22 protein-coding genes and 1 pseudogene are annotated in these 22,846 nt (G+C 67.4%); 16 read left to right on the top strand and 7 right to left on the bottom strand.

What is annotated here, in order from left to right; all coding sequences use genetic code 11:
• Positions 1 to 45 precede the first annotated feature (45 nt).
• Positions 46 to 573, bottom strand: a complete 528-nt coding sequence (locus ACT009_RS09650; protein ID WP_445190882.1) for a peroxiredoxin — start codon at positions 571 to 573, stop codon at positions 46 to 48.
• Positions 574 to 648: 75 nt separating this feature from the next.
• Here ACT009_RS09650 and ACT009_RS09645 point away from each other — a divergent pair, with 75 nt between their 5' ends.
• The 9 genes from ACT009_RS09645 (at position 649) to ACT009_RS09605 (ending at position 10,657) form a co-directional block, all read left to right on the top strand.
• Positions 649 to 1,452 (top strand): inositol monophosphatase family protein, encoded by an 804-nt coding sequence (locus ACT009_RS09645; protein ID WP_445190881.1) that lies wholly within the window; start codon positions 649 to 651, stop codon positions 1,450 to 1,452.
• Between the two features lie 129 nt (positions 1,453 to 1,581).
• Entirely contained in the window at positions 1,582 to 1,785 is a 204-nt protein-coding gene (rpmI, locus tag ACT009_RS09640) for a 50S ribosomal protein L35 (RefSeq protein WP_055841668.1), read from the top strand.
• 17 nt (positions 1,786 to 1,802) lie between these two features.
• Positions 1,803 to 2,168, top strand: coding sequence for a 50S ribosomal protein L20 (rplT, locus tag ACT009_RS09635; protein ID WP_445190880.1), 366 nt, complete (start codon positions 1,803 to 1,805; stop codon positions 2,166 to 2,168).
• Positions 2,169 to 2,460: 292 nt separating this feature from the next.
• A complete protein-coding gene (locus tag ACT009_RS09630) occupies positions 2,461 to 2,799 on the top strand; it encodes a GIY-YIG nuclease family protein (RefSeq protein ID WP_445190879.1) in 339 nt (112 codons plus the stop codon).
• Between the two features lie 17 nt (positions 2,800 to 2,816).
• Positions 2,817 to 3,899 (top strand): phenylalanine--tRNA ligase subunit alpha, encoded by a 1,083-nt coding sequence (gene pheS, locus ACT009_RS09625; protein WP_445194053.1) that lies wholly within the window; start codon positions 2,817 to 2,819, stop codon positions 3,897 to 3,899.
• Positions 3,896 to 6,298 (top strand): phenylalanine--tRNA ligase subunit beta, encoded by a 2,403-nt coding sequence (gene pheT / locus ACT009_RS09620; protein WP_445190878.1) that lies wholly within the window; start codon positions 3,896 to 3,898, stop codon positions 6,296 to 6,298. The genes pheS and pheT overlap by 4 nt, the downstream gene beginning before the upstream one ends.
• Positions 6,291 to 7,166, top strand: coding sequence for an aldose 1-epimerase family protein (locus ACT009_RS09615; RefSeq protein ID WP_445190877.1), 876 nt, complete (start codon positions 6,291 to 6,293; stop codon positions 7,164 to 7,166). Before pheT ends, ACT009_RS09615 begins: the two co-directional genes overlap by 8 nt.
• A 110-nt stretch (positions 7,167 to 7,276) precedes the next feature.
• Positions 7,277 to 8,806, top strand: coding sequence for a peptide chain release factor 3 (locus ACT009_RS09610; RefSeq protein WP_445190876.1), 1,530 nt, complete (start codon positions 7,277 to 7,279; stop codon positions 8,804 to 8,806).
• A 234-nt stretch (positions 8,807 to 9,040) separates the two neighbouring features.
• Entirely contained in the window at positions 9,041 to 10,657 is a 1,617-nt protein-coding gene (locus ACT009_RS09605; protein ID WP_445190875.1) for a hypothetical protein, read from the top strand.
• Positions 10,658 to 10,806: 149 nt separating this feature from the next.
• On the opposite strand, the pseudogene ACT009_RS09600 reads toward ACT009_RS09605, so the two are convergent.
• Positions 10,807 to 10,914, bottom strand: a pseudogene (locus tag ACT009_RS09600) (PEPxxWA-CTERM sorting domain-containing protein); the annotation flags it as partial.
• A 740-nt stretch (positions 10,915 to 11,654) separates the two neighbouring features.
• Here ACT009_RS09600 and ACT009_RS09595 point away from each other — a divergent pair.
• Both ACT009_RS09595 and ACT009_RS09590 read left to right on the top strand, forming a co-directional pair.
• Positions 11,655 to 11,906, top strand: a complete 252-nt coding sequence (locus tag ACT009_RS09595) for a hypothetical protein (protein ID WP_445190874.1) — start codon at positions 11,655 to 11,657, stop codon at positions 11,904 to 11,906.
• Positions 11,907 to 11,952: 46 nt separating this feature from the next.
• Complete coding sequence (locus ACT009_RS09590; RefSeq protein ID WP_445190873.1) at positions 11,953 to 12,591, top strand: phosphatase PAP2 family protein; 639 nt, start codon at positions 11,953 to 11,955, stop codon at positions 12,589 to 12,591.
• Here the strand turns inward: ACT009_RS09590 and galE are convergent.
• On the bottom strand, positions 12,588 to 13,592 hold the full coding sequence (gene galE, locus ACT009_RS09585) for a UDP-glucose 4-epimerase GalE (protein ID WP_445190872.1): 1,005 nt from the start codon (positions 13,590 to 13,592) through the stop codon (positions 12,588 to 12,590). The two genes, ACT009_RS09590 and galE, sit on opposite strands and share 4 nt — an antisense overlap.
• A gap of 62 nt (positions 13,593 to 13,654) precedes the next feature.
• On the opposite strand from galE, the gene msrA reads away from it, so the two are divergent.
• The gene (msrA, locus tag ACT009_RS09580) at positions 13,655 to 14,197 is read left to right on the top strand and encodes a peptide-methionine (S)-S-oxide reductase MsrA (protein ID WP_445190871.1); all 543 of its coding nucleotides are present in this window, start codon (positions 13,655 to 13,657) and stop codon (positions 14,195 to 14,197) included.
• A gap of 132 nt (positions 14,198 to 14,329) precedes the next feature.
• On the opposite strand, the gene ACT009_RS09575 is transcribed toward msrA, so the two are convergent.
• The gene (locus tag ACT009_RS09575; protein WP_445190870.1) at positions 14,330 to 14,668 is read right to left on the bottom strand and encodes a DUF6481 family protein; all 339 of its coding nucleotides are present in this window, start codon (positions 14,666 to 14,668) and stop codon (positions 14,330 to 14,332) included.
• A gap of 238 nt (positions 14,669 to 14,906) precedes the next feature.
• Between ACT009_RS09575 and ACT009_RS09570 the strand changes: the two genes are divergently transcribed.
• From ACT009_RS09570 to ACT009_RS09555, 4 genes are all read left to right on the top strand, one after another.
• On the top strand, positions 14,907 to 17,237 hold the full coding sequence (locus tag ACT009_RS09570; RefSeq protein ID WP_445190869.1) for a PAS domain-containing protein: 2,331 nt from the start codon (positions 14,907 to 14,909) through the stop codon (positions 17,235 to 17,237).
• 145 nt (positions 17,238 to 17,382) lie between these two features.
• Complete coding sequence (locus ACT009_RS09565) at positions 17,383 to 18,993, top strand: isocitrate lyase (protein ID WP_445190868.1); 1,611 nt, start codon at positions 17,383 to 17,385, stop codon at positions 18,991 to 18,993.
• 232 nt (positions 18,994 to 19,225) lie between these two features.
• A complete protein-coding gene (uraH, locus tag ACT009_RS09560; protein WP_445190867.1) occupies positions 19,226 to 19,564 on the top strand; it encodes a hydroxyisourate hydrolase in 339 nt (112 codons plus the stop codon).
• Positions 19,561 to 20,556, top strand: a complete 996-nt coding sequence (locus ACT009_RS09555; protein ID WP_445190866.1) for a bile acid:sodium symporter family protein — start codon at positions 19,561 to 19,563, stop codon at positions 20,554 to 20,556. Before uraH ends, ACT009_RS09555 begins: the two co-directional genes overlap by 4 nt.
• Here ACT009_RS09555 and ACT009_RS09550 read toward each other — a convergent pair whose 3' ends face one another.
• From ACT009_RS09550 to hmgA, 3 genes are read right to left on the bottom strand one after another with little or no spacing between them, the layout of a single operon-like run.
• Positions 20,557 to 20,913 carry a Rieske (2Fe-2S) protein gene (locus tag ACT009_RS09550; protein ID WP_445190865.1) on the bottom strand — a complete coding sequence of 119 codons (357 nt, stop codon included), beginning with the start codon at positions 20,911 to 20,913 and terminating at the stop codon, positions 20,557 to 20,559.
• Entirely contained in the window at positions 20,910 to 21,542 is a 633-nt protein-coding gene (gene maiA, locus ACT009_RS09545) for a maleylacetoacetate isomerase (protein WP_445190864.1), read from the bottom strand. The genes ACT009_RS09550 and maiA overlap by 4 nt, the downstream gene beginning before the upstream one ends.
• Positions 21,539 to 22,819: a homogentisate 1,2-dioxygenase gene (gene hmgA, locus ACT009_RS09540; RefSeq protein WP_445190863.1), complete on the bottom strand. Its 1,281-nt coding sequence runs from the start codon at positions 22,817 to 22,819 to the stop codon at positions 21,539 to 21,541. Before hmgA ends, maiA begins: the two co-directional genes overlap by 4 nt.
• Positions 22,820 to 22,846 lie beyond the last annotated feature (27 nt).

Raw genomic sequence — 22,846 nt, 5'->3', positions numbered from 1 at the left:
ATGGTTAGGGTAGCGTTGACGATGGATCGGGTTCGGGCGGATCGGTTAGCCGCGCGCGGCGCCGCGCACCGCCGCCAGCGTCTTGGCGACATGCTCGCTCGCGTTCATGTCGCTATGGACGAACAGCACGCGGCCGTCGCGGCCGATCACGTAGCTGGTGCGGTTGGTGATCGCGCGGCCCTGCATCTTCTGCGGCAGCGCGACGTCGTATTCCGCGATCACCTTCGGCCCCGCGCTCGCCACCGCGAACTTGCCGGCGCACTTCTCCGCCGAGAACTTCGCGAGCGTGTCGACGGTATCAGCGGACATGCCGATCACGGTCGCGCCAGCCTTGCTGAAATCGGGGATCGCTTCGGCAAAGGCGCGCGCCTCGGCATTGCAGCCGCCGGTGAACGCCGCGGGGAAGAAGTAGAGCACGACCGGGCCCTTCTTCAGCGCGTCCGAGAGTTTCAGGTTGAAGACCTTGCCCGCGATCGCGCCGCGCGTCGCGAAGTCGGGCGCCTTGGCGCCGGGCGCGAGCGCAGCGGTGGCAGGCGAGGCGAGAAGCAGGGCGGCGGCGACGAGATAGCGCATGGCGGAAACTCCTGGATGATTGCGATACGCTAGGCGCCGTTGCCGCCTGCGTCCATTGGCGATACCGCTGCGACGATGCCCGTCAGCCAAGCCGATATCGATCTCGCCCACCGTCTCGCCGACGCTGCCGGCGCTGCCATCCGTCCTTATTTCCGCCGCGACCACGGCGTCGAGCTGAAGGAGGACCGCTCCCCGGTGACGCTCGCGGATCGTGCCGCGGAGACCGCGATGCGCCGGCTGATCGATGCCGAGCGATCGGGCGACGGGATCGTCGGCGAGGAATTCGGCACCAAGCCGGGCGTGACCGGGCGGCAGTGGGTGCTCGACCCGATCGACGGCACCCGCAGCTTCACCGTCGGGCGGGCAATTTTCGGCACGCTGATCGCGCTGGTCGAGGATGGCTGGCCGGTGCTCGGAGTAATCGACCAGCCGGTGCAGCGCGAGCGCTGGATCGGCGTCGCCGGGCGCCCGACGCTGTTCAACGGCGTCCCCGCCGCCACCCGTGCCTGCGCGATACTGGAGGGCGCCATCACCGCGACCACCAGCCCGCATCTGTTCGGTGAGGGCGACGTGCCGTATTATATGGCGCTGGTCGCGGCGGTCTCGGGCGGGAACGCGCGGCAGGGGCCGGTCTATGGCGGCGACTGCTACAATTACGGACTGCTCGCGAGCGGGCATCTCGACATCGTCTGCGAATCGGGGCTGCAGCTTTACGACTTCGCGGCCTTGGTCCCGGTGGTGGAGGGCGCGGGCGGGCGGATGTGCGACTGGAACGGCGATCCGCTGACCGCCGCCAGCGAGGGCCATGTCCTCGCGATCGGCGATCCCGCCCGCACCGACGACGTACTGGAGGCGCTGCACGCCGTCCCGCACGCGTGACGGCGATTGCGTTTCGCGCGGGGTTCGGCTAACGGCCCCGCTTCCTCGAACTTCGCGTGGAACAGATTGCCCGGCCAGTGTGGGCTGCCGCGGCGGTTTTTAGCGAAGATCGTTATCGAAAGGACGAAAATGCCCAAGCTCAAGACGAAGAGCGGCGTCAAGAAACGCTTCAAGCTCACCGCCACCGGCCTGTTGAAGCACGGCGTCGCCGGCAAGCGCCACCGTCTGCTGCATCACAACGGCAAGTACATCCGCCAGAATCGCGGCACCAAGGTGTTGGCCAAGGCCGACACCGCAGCAGTGAAGGCCTGGGCGCCTTACGGCCTCGGTTGAGCGGAAGGAATTAGACAATGGCACGCGTCAAACGGGGTGTAACCACCCGCGCCAAGCACAAGAATATCCTTGAGCAGGCGAAAGGCTATTACGGCCGCCGCAAGAACACCATCCGCATCGCGCGGCAGGCCGTCGAGAAGGCCGGCCAGTACGCGTATCGCGACCGCAAGGTTAAGAAGCGCACCTTCCGCGGCCTGTGGATCCAGCGCATCAACGCCGGCGTCCGCGCCGAGGGCCTGACCTATTCGCAGTTCATGCACGGCTGCAAGCTGGCGGGCATCGAACTCGACCGGAAGGTCCTGGCCGACATCGCGATGCACGAGGAAGCGGCGTTCAGCGCGATCGTCGCGCAGGCCAAGGCAGCCTTGCCCCAGGCCGCCTGAAGCGCCTGTCGCGAGGATGAGACAAGGGGCGTCGGTGGCAACACCGGCGCCCTTTTTCTTTGGTGCGGTATGCGTTCGCCTCTCCTCATTCGTCATCCCGGCGAACGCCGGGACCCATAGACCAGGGAGGCAACGAGGACGTGCCACCATCAGCCAAACCGCTCCCTTGGGTCCCGGCGTTCGCCCGAATGACGTGCCAGGTGGTGCGAGGTGTCGACGGTCACGTGCTACCATCGGCGGCACCGCTACCATGGGTCCCGGCGTTCGCCGGGATGACGGAAGGATCAGGCACGTGCGCGACGACTTCCAGCCTTGCGTCTATCTTCTCGCCAGCCGTCGCCATGGCACGCTCTACATCGGGGTCACCTCCAACCTGCTCGCGCGAACGGTGCAGCACCGCGAGGGGTTGATCCCCGGCTTCACGAGGCAGTACGGCGTCAAGCGCCTTGTCTGGTACGAGGTGCACGACACGATGGAGGCCGCCATTCTTCGCGAGAAGCGACTGAAGGAATGGCGGCGGGCGTGGAAGATCGATCTGATCGAAGCGCACAACGAAGACTGGGCCGATCTCGGCATCGCATTGGGACTGCCTCGCCTCGCGCCGGCATCATCGAAAGTGAGCACTACGTGACCGAAGACCTCGATCAGATGCGCGACCATATGCTCACCGCGATCGACGCGGCGGCGGGGCTCGAGGCGCTCGATGCGGTGCGGATCGAGGCGCTCGGCAAGCAAGGGCGGGTGACGCAGTTGCTGAAGACGCTCGGCGGGATGACCGCAGAGGAGCGCCAGGAACAGGGGCCGCGGATCAACGGGTTGCGCGAGGCGGTGGCCACCGCGATCGCGTCGCGCAAGGCGGTGCTGGAGACGGTCGCGCTCGACATGCGGCTTGCGTCGGAGACGATCGACCTGACGCTGCCGGCGGACGCGCCGCTCGCCGGCACGATCCACCCGGTCAGCCAGGTGATGGACGAACTCGCGGAGATCTTCGCCGATCTCGGCTTCGCGGTCGCGACCGGGCCCGAGATCGAGGACGACTGGTACAATTTCACCGCGCTCAACATACCGGAGACCCACCCGGCGCGGGCGATGCACGACACCTTCTATTTTCCGGACGAGGTCGATCCCGGCACCGGCGCGGTGACCAAGCGGACCGTGCTCCGCACCCACACCTCGCCGGTGCAGATCCGGGCGATGCAGGCGGCGGGCGGCAACACGCCGATCCGGATCATCGCGCCCGGCCGCACCTATCGATCCGACAGCGATGCGACCCACACCCCGATGTTCCATCAGGTCGAGGGGCTGGTGATCGACAAGGGGATCACGCTCGGCCATCTGAAGTGGACGCTCGAGACGTTCCTGAAGGCGTATTTCGAGCGCGACGACATCGTCCTGCGGCTGCGACCGAGCTATTTCCCGTTTACCGAGCCCAGCGCCGAGATCGACGTCGGTTATTCGGTAGTGAAGGGCAAGCGCGTGATCGGCGGCGCCGATGGCTGGATGGAGGTGCTCGGCAGCGGTATGGTCCACCGCACCGTGCTGGAGGCGGGCGGCTATGATCCCGATGTGTGGCAAGGCTTCGCATTCGGCTGCGGGATCGATCGGCTGGCGATGCTGAAATACGGCATGGACGATCTGCGCGCGTTCTTCGACGGCGATGTCCGCTGGCTGAAACATTACGGTTTCTCGAGCCTCGACGTGCCCACGCTGTCGGGGGGAGTCGGCGCATGAAGTTCACCCTGGGCTGGCTTCGCGAGCATCTGGACGGCGCCGCGACGCTCGACGACGTGGTCGAGGCGCTGACCCGCATCGGGCTGGAGGTCGAGGGAGTCGAGGATCCCGCGGCGAAGCTGGCGGCGTTTCGCGTCGCGCGCGTGCTGTCGGCCGAACGTCATCCGCAGGCCGATAAGCTGCAGGTGCTGTCGGTTGATGCGGGCGACGGGCCGCTGCAGGTGGTCTGCGGCGCGCCGAATGCGCGTGCCGGGATGGTCGGGGTGTTCGGCGCGCCGGGCGCCTATGTGCCCGGGCTCGACGTGACGCTGAAGGTCGCGAGCATCCGCGGCGTCGAATCGAACGGCATGATGTGTTCGACGCGCGAGCTGGAACTCGGCGACGATCACGACGGCATCATCGAGCTGCCCGCGGATGCGCCGGTCGGCATGTCCTACCCCGATTATGCCGGGCTCGCCGATCCGGTGATCGATGTCGCGATCACGCCCAACCGGCAGGATTGCATGGGCGTGCGCGGCATCGCGCGCGATCTCGCCGCGGCGGGGCTCGGCAATTTGAAGCCGCTCGCGGTCGAGGGTGTCGTCGGCGAGGGCGAAGGGCCCGACGTCCGCACCGAGGACGCGGTGGGCTGCCCCGCCTTCCATGCGCAGTCGGTGACCGGGGTGGCGAACGGCGAGTCGCCCGACTGGATGCGCCGCCGGTTGATCGCGATCGGGCAGAAGCCGATCTCGACGTTGGTCGACATCACCAATTACGTGATGATCGATCTCGGTCGGCCGCTCCACGTCTACGACCGCGCGACGCTTTCCGGCGGGCTGGTCGCGCGGACGGCGCGAGCGGGGGAGGAAGTGGTCGCGCTCAACGGCAAGACCTACGCGCTCGACGCGGGTATGACCGTGATCGCGGACGATGTGCAGGTCCACGACATCGGCGGGATCATGGGCGGCGAGCATTCGGGCGTGTCGGCGACGACGACCGACGTGCTGATCGAATGCGCCTATTTCGATCCCGACGCGATCGCGCGGACCGGGCAGAAGCTGCTCCTCACGTCCGACGCACGCACGCGATTCGAACGCGGAGTCGATCCGGCGTTCCTCGACGACGGGCTGGCGATCGCGACGCGGCTGGTGGTCGAGCTGTGCGGCGGCACCGCGAGCGGGGTCACCCGGGCCGGCGCGGCGCCGGTGGAACCGCGCACCGTCAGCTACGATCCGCGGCTGTGCAGCGAGCTTGCGGGACTGCATGTCGCACCCGAGCGGCAGGCACGAATCCTGCTGTCGCTCGGCTTCTCGGTCGGCGCGATCCAGCGGCCCGATGCTTTCTCAGATGCGCTGTTCGCGACGATCGGCTCGGCCTGGCCGGTCAGCGTGCCGAGCTGGCGCCGCGACGTCGACGGACCGGCCGATCTGGTCGAGGAGATCGTCCGGATCGAGGGGATCGACAAGGTGCCGTCGACCCCGCTGCCGCGCGTCCCCGGCGTGGCGCGGCCGACCGCGACCCCCGAACAGAAGCGCGAACGCCGCGTCCGTCGCGCCGCCGCGGCGCGCGGGCTCGACGAGGCGGTGACGTGGAGCTTCCTGTCGGAGGCCGAAGCCGCGCCGTTCGGCGGCGGCACCTGGTCGCTCGCCAATCCGATCAGCGAGGATCTGAAGGTGATGCGCCCGTCGCTGCTGCCGGGGCTGCTGTCCGCGACCACGCGCAACCTGCGTCGCGGCGCTACCGGCGTGCGGCTGTTCGAGCTCGGCCGCCGCTATCTGGCGACCGGCGAGCACCCGACGATCGGCGTCATCCTGGCGGGCGAGCGCCGTCCGCGTGGCTGGCGCGACGGCAAGGCGGCGAGCTTCGACGCCTTCGATGCCAAGGCGGAGGCGATCGCGCTGCTCGCCGCGGCGGGCGCACCGATCGAGAATCTGCAGGTCATGAAGGAAGCGGGGCATGCCTGGCATCCCGGCCAGTCGGCGACGCTGCGGCTCGGGCCGAAGACGGTGCTCGCGGCGTTCGGCATGCTTCACCCGCGGCTGCTGAAGGCGTTCGATCTCGACGGCGCGGTGGCGGCGGTCGAGCTGTACCTCGATGCGGTGCCGCTGAAGCGCGCGGCCGGCTTCATGCGCCCGGCCTATGCGCCGCCGGCGTTGCAGCCGGTCCGGCGCGACTTCGCCTTCCTGGTGCCCGCCGATCTTGCGGCGGACGCGCTGGTCCGCGCGATCCGTGGCGCCGACAAGGCGGCGATCGTCGCGGCGCGGATCTTCGACGTGTTCGAACGCGACGGGGAGAAGTCGGTGGCGGTCGAGATCGTGCTGCAGCCCGGCGAGAAAAGCTTTACCGAGGCCGAACTGAAGGCGATCGCCGACAAGGTCGTCGCGGCTGCTGGAAAATTAGGAGCATCGCTGCGTGGCTGAACCGATCCGCATCGCCTCCGACTTGCTGAGCGCCGCGATCGACCCGATGGGTGCGGAGCTGTCGAGCCTGCGCGACGTCGAAGGGCGGGAGCTGATGACCAACGCCGATCCGGCGTTCTGGACCGGGCGCGCGCCGCTGCTCTTTCCGGTGGTCGGAATGCCGTACCGCGAGACGATCCGCGTCGACGGCACCGAATATCCGATGAAGAAGCACGGCTTCGCGCGTCATTCGCGCTTCGCGGTCGCGGAGGTCGGGGCCGAACAGGCGCGACTCGTCCTCACCGACAGCGACGAGACCCGCGCGATCTACCCGTTCGCGTTCGAGCTGTCGGTCACGTTCCGCATCGACGGGCCGACGCTGTCGATCGAGGTAGCGGTGATCAACCGTGGGCCAGCCGAGATGCCGGCGAGCTTCGGCTTCCACCCCGCCTTCGCCTGGCCGCTGCCCTATGGCCAGGATCGTGGCGCTCACCACATCGTATTTTCCGCCGACGAGCCAGACGCGCTGAAGAGAATCGCCGCCGACGGCACGATCGCCGAGGCGACGCGGGACACGCCGCTGGACGGCCGCGTTCTGCATCTGTCCGACGCGGTCTTCGCGACCGACGCGCTGGTGTGGGATCGGGTGCGGTCGGACAAGGTCATCTACGGCGCGACCGCGGGTCCGCGGCTCGAGATCCGCTTTCCCGACACGCCGATGCTCGGCATCTGGACCAAGCCCGGTTCCGCCTATGTCTGCGTCGAACCCTGGCACGGCATCGCCGACCCCGAGGGCTATACCGGCGAGTATCGCGACAAGCCGGGGGTTTTCGTCGTTCCCGTCGGCGGCGAGAAGCGGATCGGGATGAGCGTGACGCTGGTGCCGTAGCGAGCGTGCGTCATGCCGCGCCCCGCGCCGGCATCCACCCATCGACGCACCGGCCGCGACCTGCGGCGCGGTGGATGCCGGATCGAGGCCGGCATGACGAAGAGCCGATCATGACCCAATCCCCCCGCCGCACCTTCGCGATCATCTCGCATCCCGACGCCGGCAAGACGACCCTGACCGAAAAGCTGCTCTATTTTGGCGGCGCGATCCATCTCGCGGGCGAGGTGAAGGCACGCGGGCAGAACCGCCGCGCGCGATCCGACTGGATGAAGATCGAGCAGCAGCGCGGCATATCGGTCACCTCGTCGGTGATGACCTTCGAACGCGAGGGGATCACCTTCAACCTGCTCGACACCCCGGGGCACGAGGATTTCAGCGAGGACACCTACCGCACGCTGACCGCGGTCGACTCCGCGGTGATGGTCATCGACGCGGCGAAGGGCATCGAGCCGCAGACGCGCAAGCTGTTCGAAGTCTGCCGGCTGCGCAGCGTGCCGATCATCACCTTCGTCAACAAGGTCGACCGCGAAGGCCGGCCGGTGTTCGAGCTGCTCGACGAGATTGCCGACATGTTGGCACTCGACGTCTGCCCGATGAGCTGGCCGATCGGCATGGGCGGCGAGTTCGAGGGCGTGCAGGAGCTGGCGACCGGCAAGGTCAGCCGACCCGAGGGCGACAGCCGCGCATTCCTGGGCAAGATCGACACCGACGTGACGCTGCCCGAGCGCTTCGCCGAGGAGATCGAGCTTGCGCAGATGGGCTATCCCTCGTTCGACGCCGAAGCGTATCGCAACGGCGATCTGACGCCGGTCTATTTCGGGTCGGCCCTGAAGGATTTCGGGGTCGCCGAGCTGATCGCGGCGCTCGCCGAGTTCGCGCCCAGCCCGCGGCCGCAGCCCGCCGAGCCGGAGCCGATCCTGCCCGACGAAAAGGAGGTCACCGGCTTCATCTTCAAGGTCCAGGCGAACATGGACCCCAACCACCGTGACCGGATTGCGTTCATGCGGCTGTGTTCGGGCGTGTTCAAGCGCGGCATGAAGCTGACACCGACCGGACATGGCAAGCCGATCGCGGTGCATTCGCCGATCCTGTTCTTCGCGCAGAATCGCGAGCTAGCGGACGAGGCGTTCCCGGGCGACATCATCGGCATCCCCAACCACGGCACACTGCGGGTCGGCGACACGCTGTCGGAACGCGCCGCGATCCGCTTCACCGGGCTGCCGAACTTCGCACCCGAGATCCTGCGCCGGGTGGTGCTGAAGGACCCAACGAAGACCAAGCAGTTGCGGAAAGCGCTCGACGATATGGCCGAGGAGGGCGTCACCCAGGTCTTCTATCCCGAGATCGGATCGAACTGGATCATCGGCGTGGTCGGGCAGCTCCAGCTCGAGGTGCTGCTCAGCCGCCTCGACGCCGAGTACAAGGTCGCCGCCGGGCTTGAACCCGCGCCGTTCGACACCGCGCGCTGGGTTTCGGCCGACGACGTGGCAGACCTGAAGGCGTTCACCGACATCAACCGCTCCGCGATGGCAAAGGACCGCGACGGCAACCCGGTATTCCTGGCGAAGAGTGCGTGGGAGGTCGGGTACATCGCCGACCGGTATTCGAAGGTTCGGTTCGCCGCCACGCGGGAGCGCTGACGCACTGATCAGGCGCAATAGGTACGAACGGTTCCCCCTATTTGGGGGGTTCGTCTCACGCCATGCACCGGCGGTCGCTGCACCGCAAAAATCGCCTTGTATCAAGCATGTGGCCGCGCTTTGTGGAAGATGCAGGCGGGAGGCAACGATCTCTCCCCGCCTGACCTCCATCATCGCTACACACGGCGTCGCGCTGTTCGCGCGCGGCTGCCCAAACGCCAGAACGGGCCCTCCATGCACCTCATTCCGTACCAGCCGAAGAAGATCATCACCAAGCGCCGCCTCCTGTCGACCGCTGTCGTCTGCGTCGTCGCCACGGCCGCCTATGCGGAACTTAAAGAGCCGTATGGCGAGGAGCTTCCGGTGATCATCGTTCCGGGTGCCACGCCGACGCCGACACCCGTCGCCACCCCGACCCCGACCCCCACCGCAACGCCGACCACGACGGCCGGCCGGTCGAACCGCCTGGGCGTCAACGTGGCGCCGAGCATCTATTACAATACGGAGCGGGTGTTCGCGAACCTCGCCCAGGCATCGGGCGGCTGGAAGGATCCCAATGCGGGCTGGGGCATCATGGCGGCCAACAAGCTCAACGCCTCTGGTTACCCGATCACCGGCGGCGTGCTGGCGCTCAACGTTCCCCAGCCGGTCTGGTCGGGCAAGGACGTCGCGGTCACCTGCACCTGGCTCGGCAGCGGGTCGGTGCGGATCGACGGCGATGCACGGGCGAGCGGTGCCAACAACCGCGTGTCGTTCACCTGGCTCGGCTCCAAGGGCAAGACGCGACCCAACATCCTGGTCTATGTCACCGGCGCCACGGCGTCGGCGCCGTTCCGCGGTCTCGACTGCCGCGAACCCGGCCTCGCGGTGACGGGCCAGTTCGACCAGCGGTATGTCGACGACATGAAGCCGTTCGGCGTGCTGCGATATCTCGACTGGTCGAACACCAACGGCAACCCGGCAAGCGTTACCTGGACCAATCGCTCGACGCTCGACAAGAGCGGCGTCGACGGGACCGCGATCGAAAGCCAGATCGATCTGGCCAATGCGACGGGATCGGACCCCTGGTTCACGATCGCCTACAATGCCGACGAGACCTACGTCCGTAACATCGCCAAGCTGGTCCACGATCGGATGGCGCCGGGCCGCCGGGCGTATTTCGAGCTTTCGAACGAAGTATGGAACTTCGCCTTCCCGGTTGCGACCCAGGCGCTCAACGAAGGCATTGCCGAGAAGCTGTCGACCGACAAGTACAGCAACGGGCTGATGCGCTATGCCGAGAAGTCGATCTGGATGCACAAGCTGCTGACCCAGGCGTTCGCGGACAATCCGTCGCGGCTGGTGCGCGTGGTCAGCGCGCAGAACGACAACAGCTTCACCGCGCGCACGATCATGTCGTTCCGCGATACCGCGAACTGGGTCGATGCGCTGGCGACCGCGCCGTACTTCGGGCACAGCTTCTACACTGGCGCCAACGCCAACGTCACCGATCTGTCGAAGCTGTTCACCGCACTCGAGGCGACGCGCGTCAACGCACTGGCCAAGGCCCGCGAGAACAAGGCGGTCGCGGACAAATACGGCAAGCGCTACATCACTTACGAGGCGGGGCAGCACGTCATCGCACCGACCGCGAAGGCGCCGCTCGATGCCGCGTTGCAGCGCAGCACGCTGATGTACGACATGTACAAGCGCTACATCGCCGACTGGAAGGCGCAGATGGGCGATGTGATGACGCTCTATTCGGCGACCGGGCCGCTTGGGCAGTCAGGCTCATGGGGCATGCGCGAATATGCGGGTCAGCCGCTCGCCCAGACCCCGAAGCTGCGCGCGGCGCTGGAGGCTGCCAAGTAACGCCTGATGGAAGCGCCGGCGCAGTTTACCGAAAGATCGGGAACCTGCCGGCGTCCAGGGGCGTACACTGGCATCGCTTCAGCATGGCGACTTTGACTGGCGGCGCCCCGTGGCGCCGCCAGTCGTCTTTTCGCCCCCGCGAAATCTGATCAGGTGTAGGTGACGACCGAGCGGCGACGGCGGTAGCGCATCGACGCGCCGAGCATGCCGAACCCGACGAGCATCAGGCCCCAGGTGGCGGGTTCGGGCACCGCAGTCCCATTGTCGGCGAACGTGGTTCCCGGACCATCAAAGGTTAGCGTATAGGCACCGAAATCGATGTTGTTGAAGCCGGTGACGACCGCCTGATACCCTTGGCCGAGTTCCAGATCGACGATGACCTGCGACGTGGTGAAGTTGCCTAGGACGATGTCGTCGTCCAGCGCGATCAGGTCGACGAGCGGTTTGGCCGGATCGAACGCGCCATTGTAGAGCGCCAGGAATGGATCGTAGGCGCGCGTCTGCGTAACCAGCGTCAGCGTGTAGGTCCCGCTCACATCGACGACGAATTCCGTGATCTGGAACGCGACTGCAGTTCCGACCAAGGACTTGATGGTCGGCGTCACCGGCCGGTTGAACGTCGGGCCACCGGTGGTGTTGCCGGAAATTACCACGGTCGCTGCGTAAGCCGGCGAGATCGTCGCGGCGAGCAGCGCCGCAGCCAATATGGTCTTCATGACGAACCCTCCGTGCCTGATCGTCGATCTTGCAAACCGTCTGGTTGCACCCTTCGTTAAGGATGTCGGATCACCCGGCGATTCGCAAACTTATTCCGCCTGCGAACCATTAACCCTGCGCAATACGTCCCACGATGATACAGGGGGCCGCGCGTCGATCGACGGCATTGCAACTCACCGTATCGGACGGGGCGGCTGTCGCAATCGCGGCGGGCATCGGTAGACGCCGCAGGGTCGCCCCGGCATTGGCTGACCGACGCCGGGGGGCTGGAGTTCGATTCTTGTTCAACACGATGTGGAAGATGCCCGCCCGATTGTGGCGCAGCCGCGACGCGGCCGTCGACGGTGGCCATGCCAGCGATCGGCTCGAGATCGCGCACGGCCCGCTCGAAGAGATGGTGAAGCTCGCCGCCGATGTCGACGAGGATGAAGGGCAGCTGCTCTCGATCGACTGCGTCGGCGCGAAGAAGCCGATCGCCTGGTCCGAGATCCGTGCCCTGCGCCGCGCACCGACCTTCCCGATCGAGATCTGACATCGGCGCTGCCGACGCGACCCGCCCGACGATCGGCACGCGGCGCATGCCGCGCGTGCTCGCGGGTGCGGGAGTGATCTCGGCAGGCGTCGTCCTCGTCCTGCTCGCCGGCGTCGCGATCGGTCGCTGGCCGTTCCCGTTCGACGGCCCGATCGTGACGGGGTTGCGGCACTGGGGCGGACCGCGCTGGCTGGCGCATGCGGCGGGCGACGTCACCGCGCTCGGCGGCGGCACCGTGCTGACGATCGTGGTGATCGCGGTGGCCGGGCTGCTCGCGGTGCAACGTCTCTGGCTGACCGCCGCCTCGGTCCTGCTCGCCAGCACGACCGGCGGGATCGCGGTCGACCTGATCAAGAACCATGTCCTCCGCGCGCGCCCCGATCTGGTGCCGCACCTCGTCCCGGTATCGGGGTACAGCTTTCCAAGCGGCCATGCCGCCAGCAGCGCGGTGGTCTATCTGACGATTGCCGCGATTGCGGGGCAAGTCACTCCCGATCGCGCGATCCGCCGCTACCTGCTCTGCTGCGCGATCCTGCTCGTCGGGATGATCGGCAGCAGCCGCGTCTATCTTGGCGTGCATTGGCCGAGCGACGTGCTCGTCGGCTGGAGCTTCGGCACGCTGTGGGCGCTCGGCTGGTGGATCGCCACCGCCCGCACCCGCGTCGCGATCGGCGGCGAGCGCTAGCGCCCCATCTCCGCGAGCTTGCGCTCCCAGGCCAGGGCGTCGCGGACGATGCCGTCGAGATCGTCGCGCTCGGGGCGCCAGTCGAGCGTGCGCAGGATCGCGGCATTGTCGGCCACGAGTTCGGCGGGGTCGCCCGCGCGGCGGCCCTCCAGCCGGCGCTCGATGACGTGGTTGGTCACCCGGTCGACCGCGTCGAGCACCTCGAGCACCGAGAAGCCGCGGCCATAGCCGGCGTTGAGGGTATGCGAGCGGGTCGGCTCGCCGATCAGGAGCGCCAGCGCGGCGACATGCGCGGCGGCGAGGTCGCTGACGTGGATATAGTCGCGCACGCCGGTGCCGTCGGGGGTGTCGAAATCGGTGCCGTAGATGCCCACCGCATCGCGCTTGCCGGTCGCCGCTTCGACCGCGATCTTGATCAGGTGCGTCGCGCCGACCGTCGACTGGCCGCTGCGCGCCTGCGGGTCGGCGCCGGCGACGTTGAAATAGCGCAGCGCCGCATAGTTGAGCGGATGCGCCGCCGCGACGTCGCGCAGCATCGCCTCGGTCATCAGCTTCGACATGCCATAGGGGTTGATCGGGACGGTCGGATCGCCCTCCGCGACGGGCACCTTGGCGGGCGTGCCATACGTCGCCGCAGTCGAGGAGAAGATGAAGTGCGGCACGCCCTCGGCCACCGCGCTCTCGATCAGTGCGCGCGAGGCGGCGGTGTTGTTGCGATAATATTTGAGCGGATCGCTCACCGATTCGGGCACCACCACCGATCCGGCAAAATGCATGATCGCGCGAACACCGTGTTCGCGGAGCGCAGCGCGGACCCTGGCATCGTCGGCAACGTCCGCCACCACCAGCGCCGCGCGCGGATCGACCGCCCAGTCGAAGCCGGTGACCAGATTGTCGAGCACGACGACGTCGTAACCGGCGTCGAGCAGCGCCAGCACCGCGTGGCTGCCGATATAGCCGGCCCCGCCAGTCACCATCACCTTGCCCTGCAATCGCGTCATTTCCGGCCTCCCACTTTGCGCGCGCCGTAGCGGCTTCCTATCTTGGCGGAAAGGAGATCGTGATGACCGACTATGCCACATTAGCGGGCGGTTGCTTCTGGTGCACCGAAGCCGTGTTCAAGGACGTGATCGGCGTCGAGAGCGTCGAGAGCGGTTATATTGGCGGCGATGTGCCGGATCCGACGTACAAGCAGGTCTGCGGCGGCGACACCGGCCATGCCGAGGCGATCCGGGTCGGCTACGATCCCGAACAGCTGCACTATGGCGACCTGCTGGACATCTTCTTCGCGACGCACGATCCCACCCAGCTCAACCGCCAGGGTGGCGATGTCGGCACGCAATATCGCTCGGCGATCTTCCCGGAGAACGAGGCGCAGGAGCGCGAAGCGCTGGCCGGCATCCAGCGCGCGCAAGCCGATCAGGACAAGCCGATCGTCACGACGGTGGAGCCGAAGAGCGTTTGGTATCCTGCGGAAATATACCACCAGGATTATTGGGAAACCTCGGGCCGCAGCAATCCCTATTGCATGGCGGTGATCCCGCCCAAGCTGCAGAAGCTGCGCAAGTCGTTCGCGGCGCGATCGAAGGCGGTGGTCTCGGCGTAGGGGCGAAGCTCCCGGAGTTACCTCCCGCTCCGCCACGGCGTCGCCGCGCCACCTCCGCTTGGCGGAGGAGGATCTTTAAATTCCTCCCTCGCGAAGCGGAGGAGGGGGCCCCTTCGTTAGGCGCTACCTAGATCAGCGCGACCGCGTGCGGCTCTTCCGCGCGGCGTATTTCGCGTCGCGGATCGCCTTGCGATCCGCATCGCTCAACTCCGGCGCTGCCACGGGAGCCGGCACCGCGGCGGCTGCTTCAGCCTTCTCGCGCTTCAACCGCTTCGCTTCCTCTTCGGCCGCGCGCTTGGCGATCCGCTTCTCCGCCTCGGCAGCCTCGCGCGCCTCGCGCGCGGCGGCCTTCGCTGCGACGACTGCTTCGTCGACCGGCGGTTTCGCCTTCAGCTGTTCCAGCGCCTTCTGCTTGGCGAGCGCGGACGCGCCCATCCGGTCGTTGTAATCGGGAAGCTTGAACCCCGCCATTCTCGTCGTCCTTGTGTCGTTCGTCGCGGCCCGCTGCTCCGCGGGCGATCGTGCCAGCCCCTTAAACATTTCTCGGCGTCACGATATCCCCCGCCCGTGCTTTTCATGATCGCACCACGGCAAGGGGCGGTGCGGAAGCGGCTTTCATTCGCAGGATTACTGTCCTAAGCCGGATGCCGAAACGCTGGGGCTCACCGATTTACGGTAGGTGTTTCAATAGCGTAGGGGAGGCTAGCGGTTGACGAGCGGACCTGCCAATCTGTCGGAGATCATCGTCCAATCCGGACGCGGTCCGATCTGCGCATTCGACCACGACTTTCGGCTGATCGCCTTCAACCAGGCCCATAGCGACGAGTTCTTCCGCATCTACGCCTATCGCGTGAAGATCGGCGACGTCTTCCCCGATCTGTTCCTGCCCGACCAGGCCCCGATCATCCGCGGCTTCATGGCGCGCGCGCTGGCGGGCGAGATCTTCAGCGTGGTCGAGGAATTCGGCGATCCAGACATGGCACGGCCTTATTGGGAGATTCACTACGCGCCGCTGCGCGAGGCGGACGGGGCGATCATCGGCGCCTTCCATCACGCGCAGGACATCAGCGCCCGGCTCCGGGCCGAGGCCGCGTTGGCCGAGACCCGCAACGTGCTGCGCGCTTCGCAGCGGATGGAGGCGGTCGTCGCCCAAGCCGCAGCCGGGATCGCCAATCTCGACGCGGTCGGCAACTTCACCTTCGTCAACGATCGCTATTGCGAGATGCTCGGGCGGCCGCGGGAGGAACTGTTGCGGCTGCGCATCCAGGACCTGACGAGCGTGACGGACGTCGGCCGCGACGTCGCCGACATCGCGGCGCTGGTCGAGGGCGGTCCATCGTTCGAAAGCGAACGTCGCTTCCGCCGTCCCGACGGCAGCGAGGTGTGGATCCGCAACGGGGTGTCGGCGATCCGCGGGCCCGACGGGCAGCTCGATTCTATCCTCGCGGTCGCATTCGACGTCACCGAGCGTCGCGGCCTGGAGGACGAACTCGCCCGCGCCCGCGACACGCTGGAAGGCGAGATCGCGACGCGCACCGCGCAGCTTCGCGCCAGCCAGGACCGATTGCGCTCGATCTTCGAGACGAGCTTCGGGTTCCAGGCCCTGATGGACGCCGACGGTGTCTTGCTCGACGCCAACGCGACCTCGCTGGCGACGATCGACGCGTCGCTCGACGAGGTGGTCGGGCGGCGCTTCTGGAACACGCCGTGGTTCGCCGCGACTCCGGGGATGAGCGACGCGGTACAGGCCGGGGTGAAGTCCGCCGCCGGCGGCGACATCTTTCGCCGGTCGATCCATGTCGACCTGCCGGTCGGCGGCTGGCGCTGGTACGACTTCGCGATGCGCCCGATCACCGATCAGGCGGGCAATGTCGTTACCATCGTCGCAGAAGCGATCGAGACGACTCGCCGTCGCATTGCCGAAGAAGCGCTGCGGCAGTCGCAGAAGCTCGAGGCGATGGGCCAGCTCACCGGCGGCGTCGCGCATGATTTCAACAACCTGCTCACCCCGATCATCGGCGCGCTCGACATGCTGCAGCGGCGCGGCGTCGGTGGCGACCGCGAGCACCGGCTGATCGACGGAGCGATGCAGGCTGCGGATCGCGCGAAGACGCTGGTCCAGCGGCTGCTCGCCTTCGCGCGGCGCCAGCCGCTGCGTTCGACCGCAGTGGATCTGTCGGCGCTGGTCGGCAGCATGGCGGGGCTGATGGCGAGCACGCTCGGCCCCAAGATCGCGGTCAATGTCGAGGTGCCGGCGGATACCCCGGCGGCGCAGGCCGACGCCCATCAGCTCGAGATGGCGATCCTCAATCTCGGGGTGAACGCGGGCGATGCGATGCCGGACGGCGGCGTGCTGACGATCTCCGCGCATCTCGAGACGGTCACGGCACGGCACTTCGCGGGGTTGGCGCCGGGCGTCTATCTGCGTCTGCGGGTGGCGGATACCGGTGCGGGCATGAGCGCGGAGGTGCGGACCCGCGCGGTCGAGCCGTTCTATTCGACCAAGGGGATCGGCAAGGGCACCGGGCTCGGATTGTCGATGGTCCACGGGCTGGTCGCGCAGCTCGGGGGAGCAATGGCGATCGACTCTGCGCCCGACGAGGGCACCCGTGTCGACCTGTGGCTGCCGGCCAGCGCGCAGCCCGCGCCGCGCAGTGCCCGCCCGGTGGAAACGCTGCCGCTGATCCGCACCCGGGGGATCGCGCTGCTGGTCGACGACGAGGAACTGGTCCGCACCAGCACCGCGGACATGCTCGTCCAGCTCGGCTACGACGTCATCGAGGCGCCGTCAGCCGAAGACGCGCTGACGATCATCCAGGGCGGCAGGCGCATCGACCTGCTCGTCACCGATCATCTGATGGCGGGGATCTCCGGAGCGGAACTCGCTCGCATCCTGCGCGATATCCGGCCGGACCTGCCGATCCTGATCGTCTCGGGCTATGCCGAGGTCGCCGAGATGGCTCCGGACGTTCCGCGCCTCGCCAAGCCGTTCCGGCAGGCGGATCTTGCCGCCAGCGTGGCGGCGCTCGCACCGGCGTGAGGATTTGTGTGATCTTTACAGCATGACTAGATGTGAACGCCGGCAGTGACCAGCCGTACGCGAAAACTCACGGTTAACGGCTAATCCAAGCTGCATCATCATGTACGTACCTTTGCAACGACGACTCGCAAGGGGACCTTCCGCCATGACCTATCAAGACAGCATCGCCCAAACCGACCAGCTGATCCGCAGCTACAAGGGCAGTTGGGACGGGATCGATGCCGAGGCGGTGGCGCGGATGAAGCTCCAGAACCGGTTCCAGACCGGGATCGAGATCGCGCGCTACACCGCCGCGATCATGCGCCGCGACATGGCTGCGTACGACGCCGATCCCGCGGCCTACACGCAATCCCTGGGTTGCTGGCATGGCTTCATCGGTCAGCAGAAGATGATCAGCATCAAGAAGCATTTCGGCTCGACCGAGCGTCGCTATCTCTACCTGTCCGGCTGGATGGTCGCAGCGCTGCGCAGCGAATTCGGGCCGCTGCCCGATCAGTCGATGCACGAGAAGACGAGTGTCCCGGCGCTGATCGAGGAACTCTACACCTTCCTGCGCCAGGCCGACGCGCGCGAACTGGGGATGATGTTCCGCGACATCGATGCGGCGCGCGACGCCGGCAACGAGCTGGAGGAGAAGCGGCTGCTGAACGCGGTCGAGAACTACCAGACCCATGTCGTGCCGATCATCGCCGACATCGATGCGGGCTTCGGCAATGCCGAGGCGACCTATCTGCTCGCCAAGAAGATGATCGAGGCGGGTGCCTGCGCGCTGCAGATCGAGAACCAGGTCAGCGACGAGAAGCAGTGCGGCCACCAGGACGGCAAGGTCACCGTGCCGCACGAGGACTTTCTCGCGAAGGTGCGAGCCTGCCGCTACGCCTTCCTCGAACTCGGGGTCGACGACGGCATCATCGTCACGCGCACCGACTCGCTGGGTGCCGGCCTCACCAAGCAGATCGCGGTCAGCAAGGAGCCGGGCGACCTCGGCGACCAGTATAACGGCTATCTCGACTGCGAGGAGATCGACCCCGCCAGCCCGAATGCAGTGATTGGGCGCAACGGCGACGTCATCCTCAACCGTGACGGCAAGCTGATGCGCCCGAAGCGGTTGCCGTCGAACCTGTTCCAGTTCCGCGAAGGCACCGGCGCCGACCGCTGCGTGATGGATTGCATCGCGTCGCTGCAACACGGCGCCGACCTGCTGTGGATCGAGACCGAGAAGCCGCACATCGAACAGATCGCGTCGATGGTCGACCGCATCCGCGAAGTCGTGCCCAACGCCAAGCTGGTCTACAACAACTCGCCGTCGTTCAACTGGACGCTGAACTTCCGCCAGCAGGTCTACGATGCCTGGGTGGAGGCGGGGCGCGACGTGTCCGGCTACGACCGGACGCGGCTGATGTCGGTCCAGTATGACGACACCGATCTCGGCGCCGAGGCCGACGAACGCATCCGCACCTTCCAGAAGGATGCGGCAGCGCGGGCGGGCATCTTCCACCATCTGATCACGCTGCCGACCTATCACACCGCGGCGCTCAGCACCGACAATCTCGCCAAGGAGTATTTCGGCGAGGCGGGGATGCTGGGTTACGTGAAGGGCGTGCAGCGCAAGGAGATTCGCGAGGGCATCGCCTGCGTGAAGCACCAGAACATGTCGGGCAGCGACCTCGGCGACGACCACAAGGAGTATTTCGCCGGGGAAGCCGCGCTGAAGGCCGGCGGCGCACACAACACGATGAACCAGTTCGCGGCGTAAGGGTAAGTGTAGTCGCTGCGGGTCTCGCCCGCACCCCGTGTCCCCGCGAAGGCGGGGACACAGTACTGTGCTCCCGCCTTCGCGGGAGCACAAGTTCGGATGCTGCCTGCTCACGAGCACCGATTGGCAACGGCTAGTCGCGCGTTCCGCTTGTATCGCGTCGTTTGGTGGGCAATTGACGGCGCGAACCCTGCGAGGACGCTCCCCTGACCCATGATCCGGCCGCGATCGCATGACCGGCCTCACCACCCACGTCTTCGACACCATGCACGGCTGCCCCGCCGCAGGGATGGCGGTGCGGCTGTTCATCGACGGCGACCTGCTGTCGGCCTGCGTCACCGATCGCGATGGCCGGTGCGAGGCGCTGCTGCTCGATGCGCCGCTGCGACCCGGGCGCTACCGGCTGGAGTTCGGGGTCGCGGCCTATTTCGCCGGCAAGGACGTGACGCTCGCCGATCCGCCTTTCCTCGACGTGGTGCCGGTCGAATTCGGTGTCGCTGACGAGGAGACGCACCATCACGTCCCGCTGCTCGTCTCGCCCTACATGTATTCGGTCCATCTGGGCGCATGATCCGCCGCGTCCTCGCGCTGGTCGAGCCGTTCATCCTGCTGCTGCTCGGCACGGTGCTGCTGGCGACGCTGCTGCCCGCGCGCGGCGGGTGGGCGACGGTGGCGAGCGTGACGGCGGACATCGGTATCGTGCTGCTGTTCTTCCTCCACGGCGCGAAGCTGTCGCGCGAGGCGATCGTCGACGGCGCGCGCAACTGGCGGCTGCATCTCGCGGTGCTCGCCACCACCTTCGTGATTTTCCCGCTGCTGGGGCTGGCGATCGGCAATGTTCGCCTGTTGTCGCCGCTGGTGTTGCAGGGCCTGCTGTTCCTGACGCTGCTGCCCTCGACGGTGCAGTCGAGCATCGCCTTCACCGCGATCGCGCGCGGCAACGTCGCTGCGGCGGTGTGCAGCGCGTCCTTTTCGAACCTGATCGGCATCGCGCTGACCCCAGCGCTGGTGGCGCTGACGATCGGCGGCGTCGGCGGGGCGGGCAGAGGCATCTCGATCGCGGCGGTCGAGGCGATCGTGCTCCAGCTGCTGGTACCGTTCGTCGTCGGCCATCTGCTGCGGCCGTGGATCGGGCCGCTGGTGACGCGGCACAAGTCGGCGCTGACGTTCGTCGATCGCGGCTCGATCCTGCTCGTCGTCTACACCGCCTTCGGCGCCGCGGTGGTGGAGGGACTGTGGCACCGCGTCTCGGCCGCCGATCTCGCGCTCATCGCGCTGTTATGTACCGTGCTGCTCGGCATCGTCATGCTGTTCGCGACGCTGCTCGGGCGGCTGATGAAGCTGGAGCGCGGCGATGCGATCGTGCTGCTGTTCTGCGGCTCGAAGAAGAGCCTCGCCTCGGGCGTGCCGATGGCGGGCGTGCTGTTTCCCGCCGCGCAGGTCGGGATCGTGCTGTTGCCCGTCATGCTGTTCCACCAGATCCAGCTCATCGCCTGCGCCTTCATCGCCCGCCGCTACGCCAACGCCGTGGTCGATACCGGCGAGGCGGACATCGCGATCTGATCAGGCGGTGACGATCGCGCCGTCGACCACCGCGACCGGCCACGCGGTCAGCCGCGCGCCGACGCAGGGGCCGCCGACGCAGCGGCCATCGTCGATCTCGAACAGCGCACCGTGCCAGCTGCACGCGATCAGCGCCCCGTCCGGCGCCAGATAGTCGTCGAGCGTCTGCGCGAGCGGTACGCCCATATGCGGGCAACGGTCGACATAGCCGGTCACCGATGCGCCGCGGCGAACCACGAAGCCGTGGAACCGCCCCGCCTTCATCTGCAGCACGAAGTTGCGTGCGGCGCCGTCCGCCACCTCGTCCAGCCGTGCGAGGGTGACACCAGGGGGGGTCGCGAGCAGCTTCTCGGTCATGGCGCGTCGGGCTGGCGATCGGGATGCGCCTGCTGGAAGGCGTCGAGCCCCCGGGCGCGATCGGCCGCCGCCATCAACGCGGGATAGGGCGCGAGATCGACCGCGAAGCGCTCCGCCGAATAGACCTGCGGCACCAGCACGCAATCGGCGAGCCCCGGCGCGTCTCCGAACGCGAAGCCGCTCCCGTGCCGCGCGATCAGCGTCTCCAGCGCCGCGAAGCCGTCGCCGATCCACCGCGCGATCCAGGCCGATACCGCCGCATCATCCGCGCCGAGATCGCGGCGGAGCATCGTCTGCACCCGCAGATTGTTGAGCGGGTGGATGTCGCACGCGACGATCGCGATCATCGCCCGCACGGCGGCGCGATCGTCGGCGCCTGCGGGAAGCAGCGCCGGTGTGGGGAAGCGCTCCTCGATCCATTCGAGGATCGCGGGACTCTGCACGATCACACCGTCGCCTGTCTCAAGCGCGGGCACGAGCCCTCGCGGATTGAGCGCGCGATATGCGGCGGCGCCCTGTTCACCGGTACGCAGGTCGTGCGTCGCCTGTCCGTACGTCACCCCTTTCAGCGCGAGCGCGATCCGCACGCGATAGGCGGCGCTCGACCGCCAGTAGCCGTGGAGGATCATCGCGGTAGCCGAGCCTTCGGAAAGTCGCTCCACACCGCGTCGTAATCGAGCTGCGCGTGATCGAGCGCATGGGCGGTCGGCTTGTACGGCCAGCAGCTCTCCAACATGAAGGCCATCGTGCCCTCGATCTTGTGCGGCTTGAGCTCCGCGGCGGACGCGCCCTGCCAGCTCGCCAGATCGGGACCGTGCCCGGCCATCAAATTGTGGAGCGACACGCCGCCGGGCGCAAACCCCTCGGCCTTCGCGTCATAGGCGCCGGTGATCAGCCCCATCGCCTCCGACATCACGTTGCGGTGAAACCAGGGCGGGCGGAACGTGCCCTCCGCCACCATCCAGCGCGGCGGGAAGATCACGAAATCGGCATTGGCGCGGCCGGGCACGTCGCTGGGCGAGGTCAGCAGCGTGAAGATCGACGGATCGGGATGGTCGAAGCTGACGGTGTTGATGGTGTTGAACCGGGCGAGATCGTAGCGCCACGGCGCGAGATTGCCGTGCCACGCGACCACGTCGAGCGGCGAGTGATCGAGCGTCGTGGTCCACAGCGTGCCCATGAACTTCTGCACCACCTCGGTCGCGTCGTCGCGATCCTCGAACCAGGCGACAGGCGTCTCGAAATCGCGCGGGTTGGCAAGGCCGTTGGCACCGATCGGGCCGAGATCGGGCAGCCGGAACAGGCTGCCGTGATTTTCCGCGACATAGCCGCTGGCGCTGCCGTCGGGCAGGTCGGCGCGGAACCGTACGCCGCGTGGCACCAGCGCGATCTGCCCCGGTGAGACCTCGACCCGTCCAAGCTCGGTATACAGCGTCAGCCGGCCCTGCTGCGGGATGAACAGCAGTTCGCCGTCCGCATCGGTGAACACCCGCCCGGTCATGTCGCGGTTGGCGGCGTAGACGTGGAGCGCGACGCCCTCGAGGTCCGCGGGATCGCGGTTGGCAAGCATCGTCGTCATGCCGTCGATCAGGTCGGTCGGTGCCTCTGGCATCGGCGCGGGATCCCAGCGCAGCCGGTTGGGCGCGAGCGGCGCGTCGGTGGTGCCAGGCGCAAGCCGCGGCGCGCCCTCGTAGCGGCGATAGGGCGGGTGCTCCGCGGTCGGCCGCATCCGATAGAGCCAGCTGCGCCGGTTCTCGTGGCGGGGCGCGGTGAAGGCGGTGCCGGAGAGCTGCTCGGCATAGAGCCCGAACGCCGGCCGCTGTGGCGAATTGCGCCCGATCGGCAGCGCGCCGGGAACCGCCTCGGTCGAGACGTGGTTGCCGAAGCCAGGCATATAGTCGCTCATGTCATCCTCTCCCGTCGGGCGCTCGAT

The organism is Sphingomonas sp. Tas61C01 (assembly GCF_052567495.1).
Note: the sequence above shows the minus strand (reverse complement) of the source record. Positions and strands in the feature narration are given on the sequence as shown.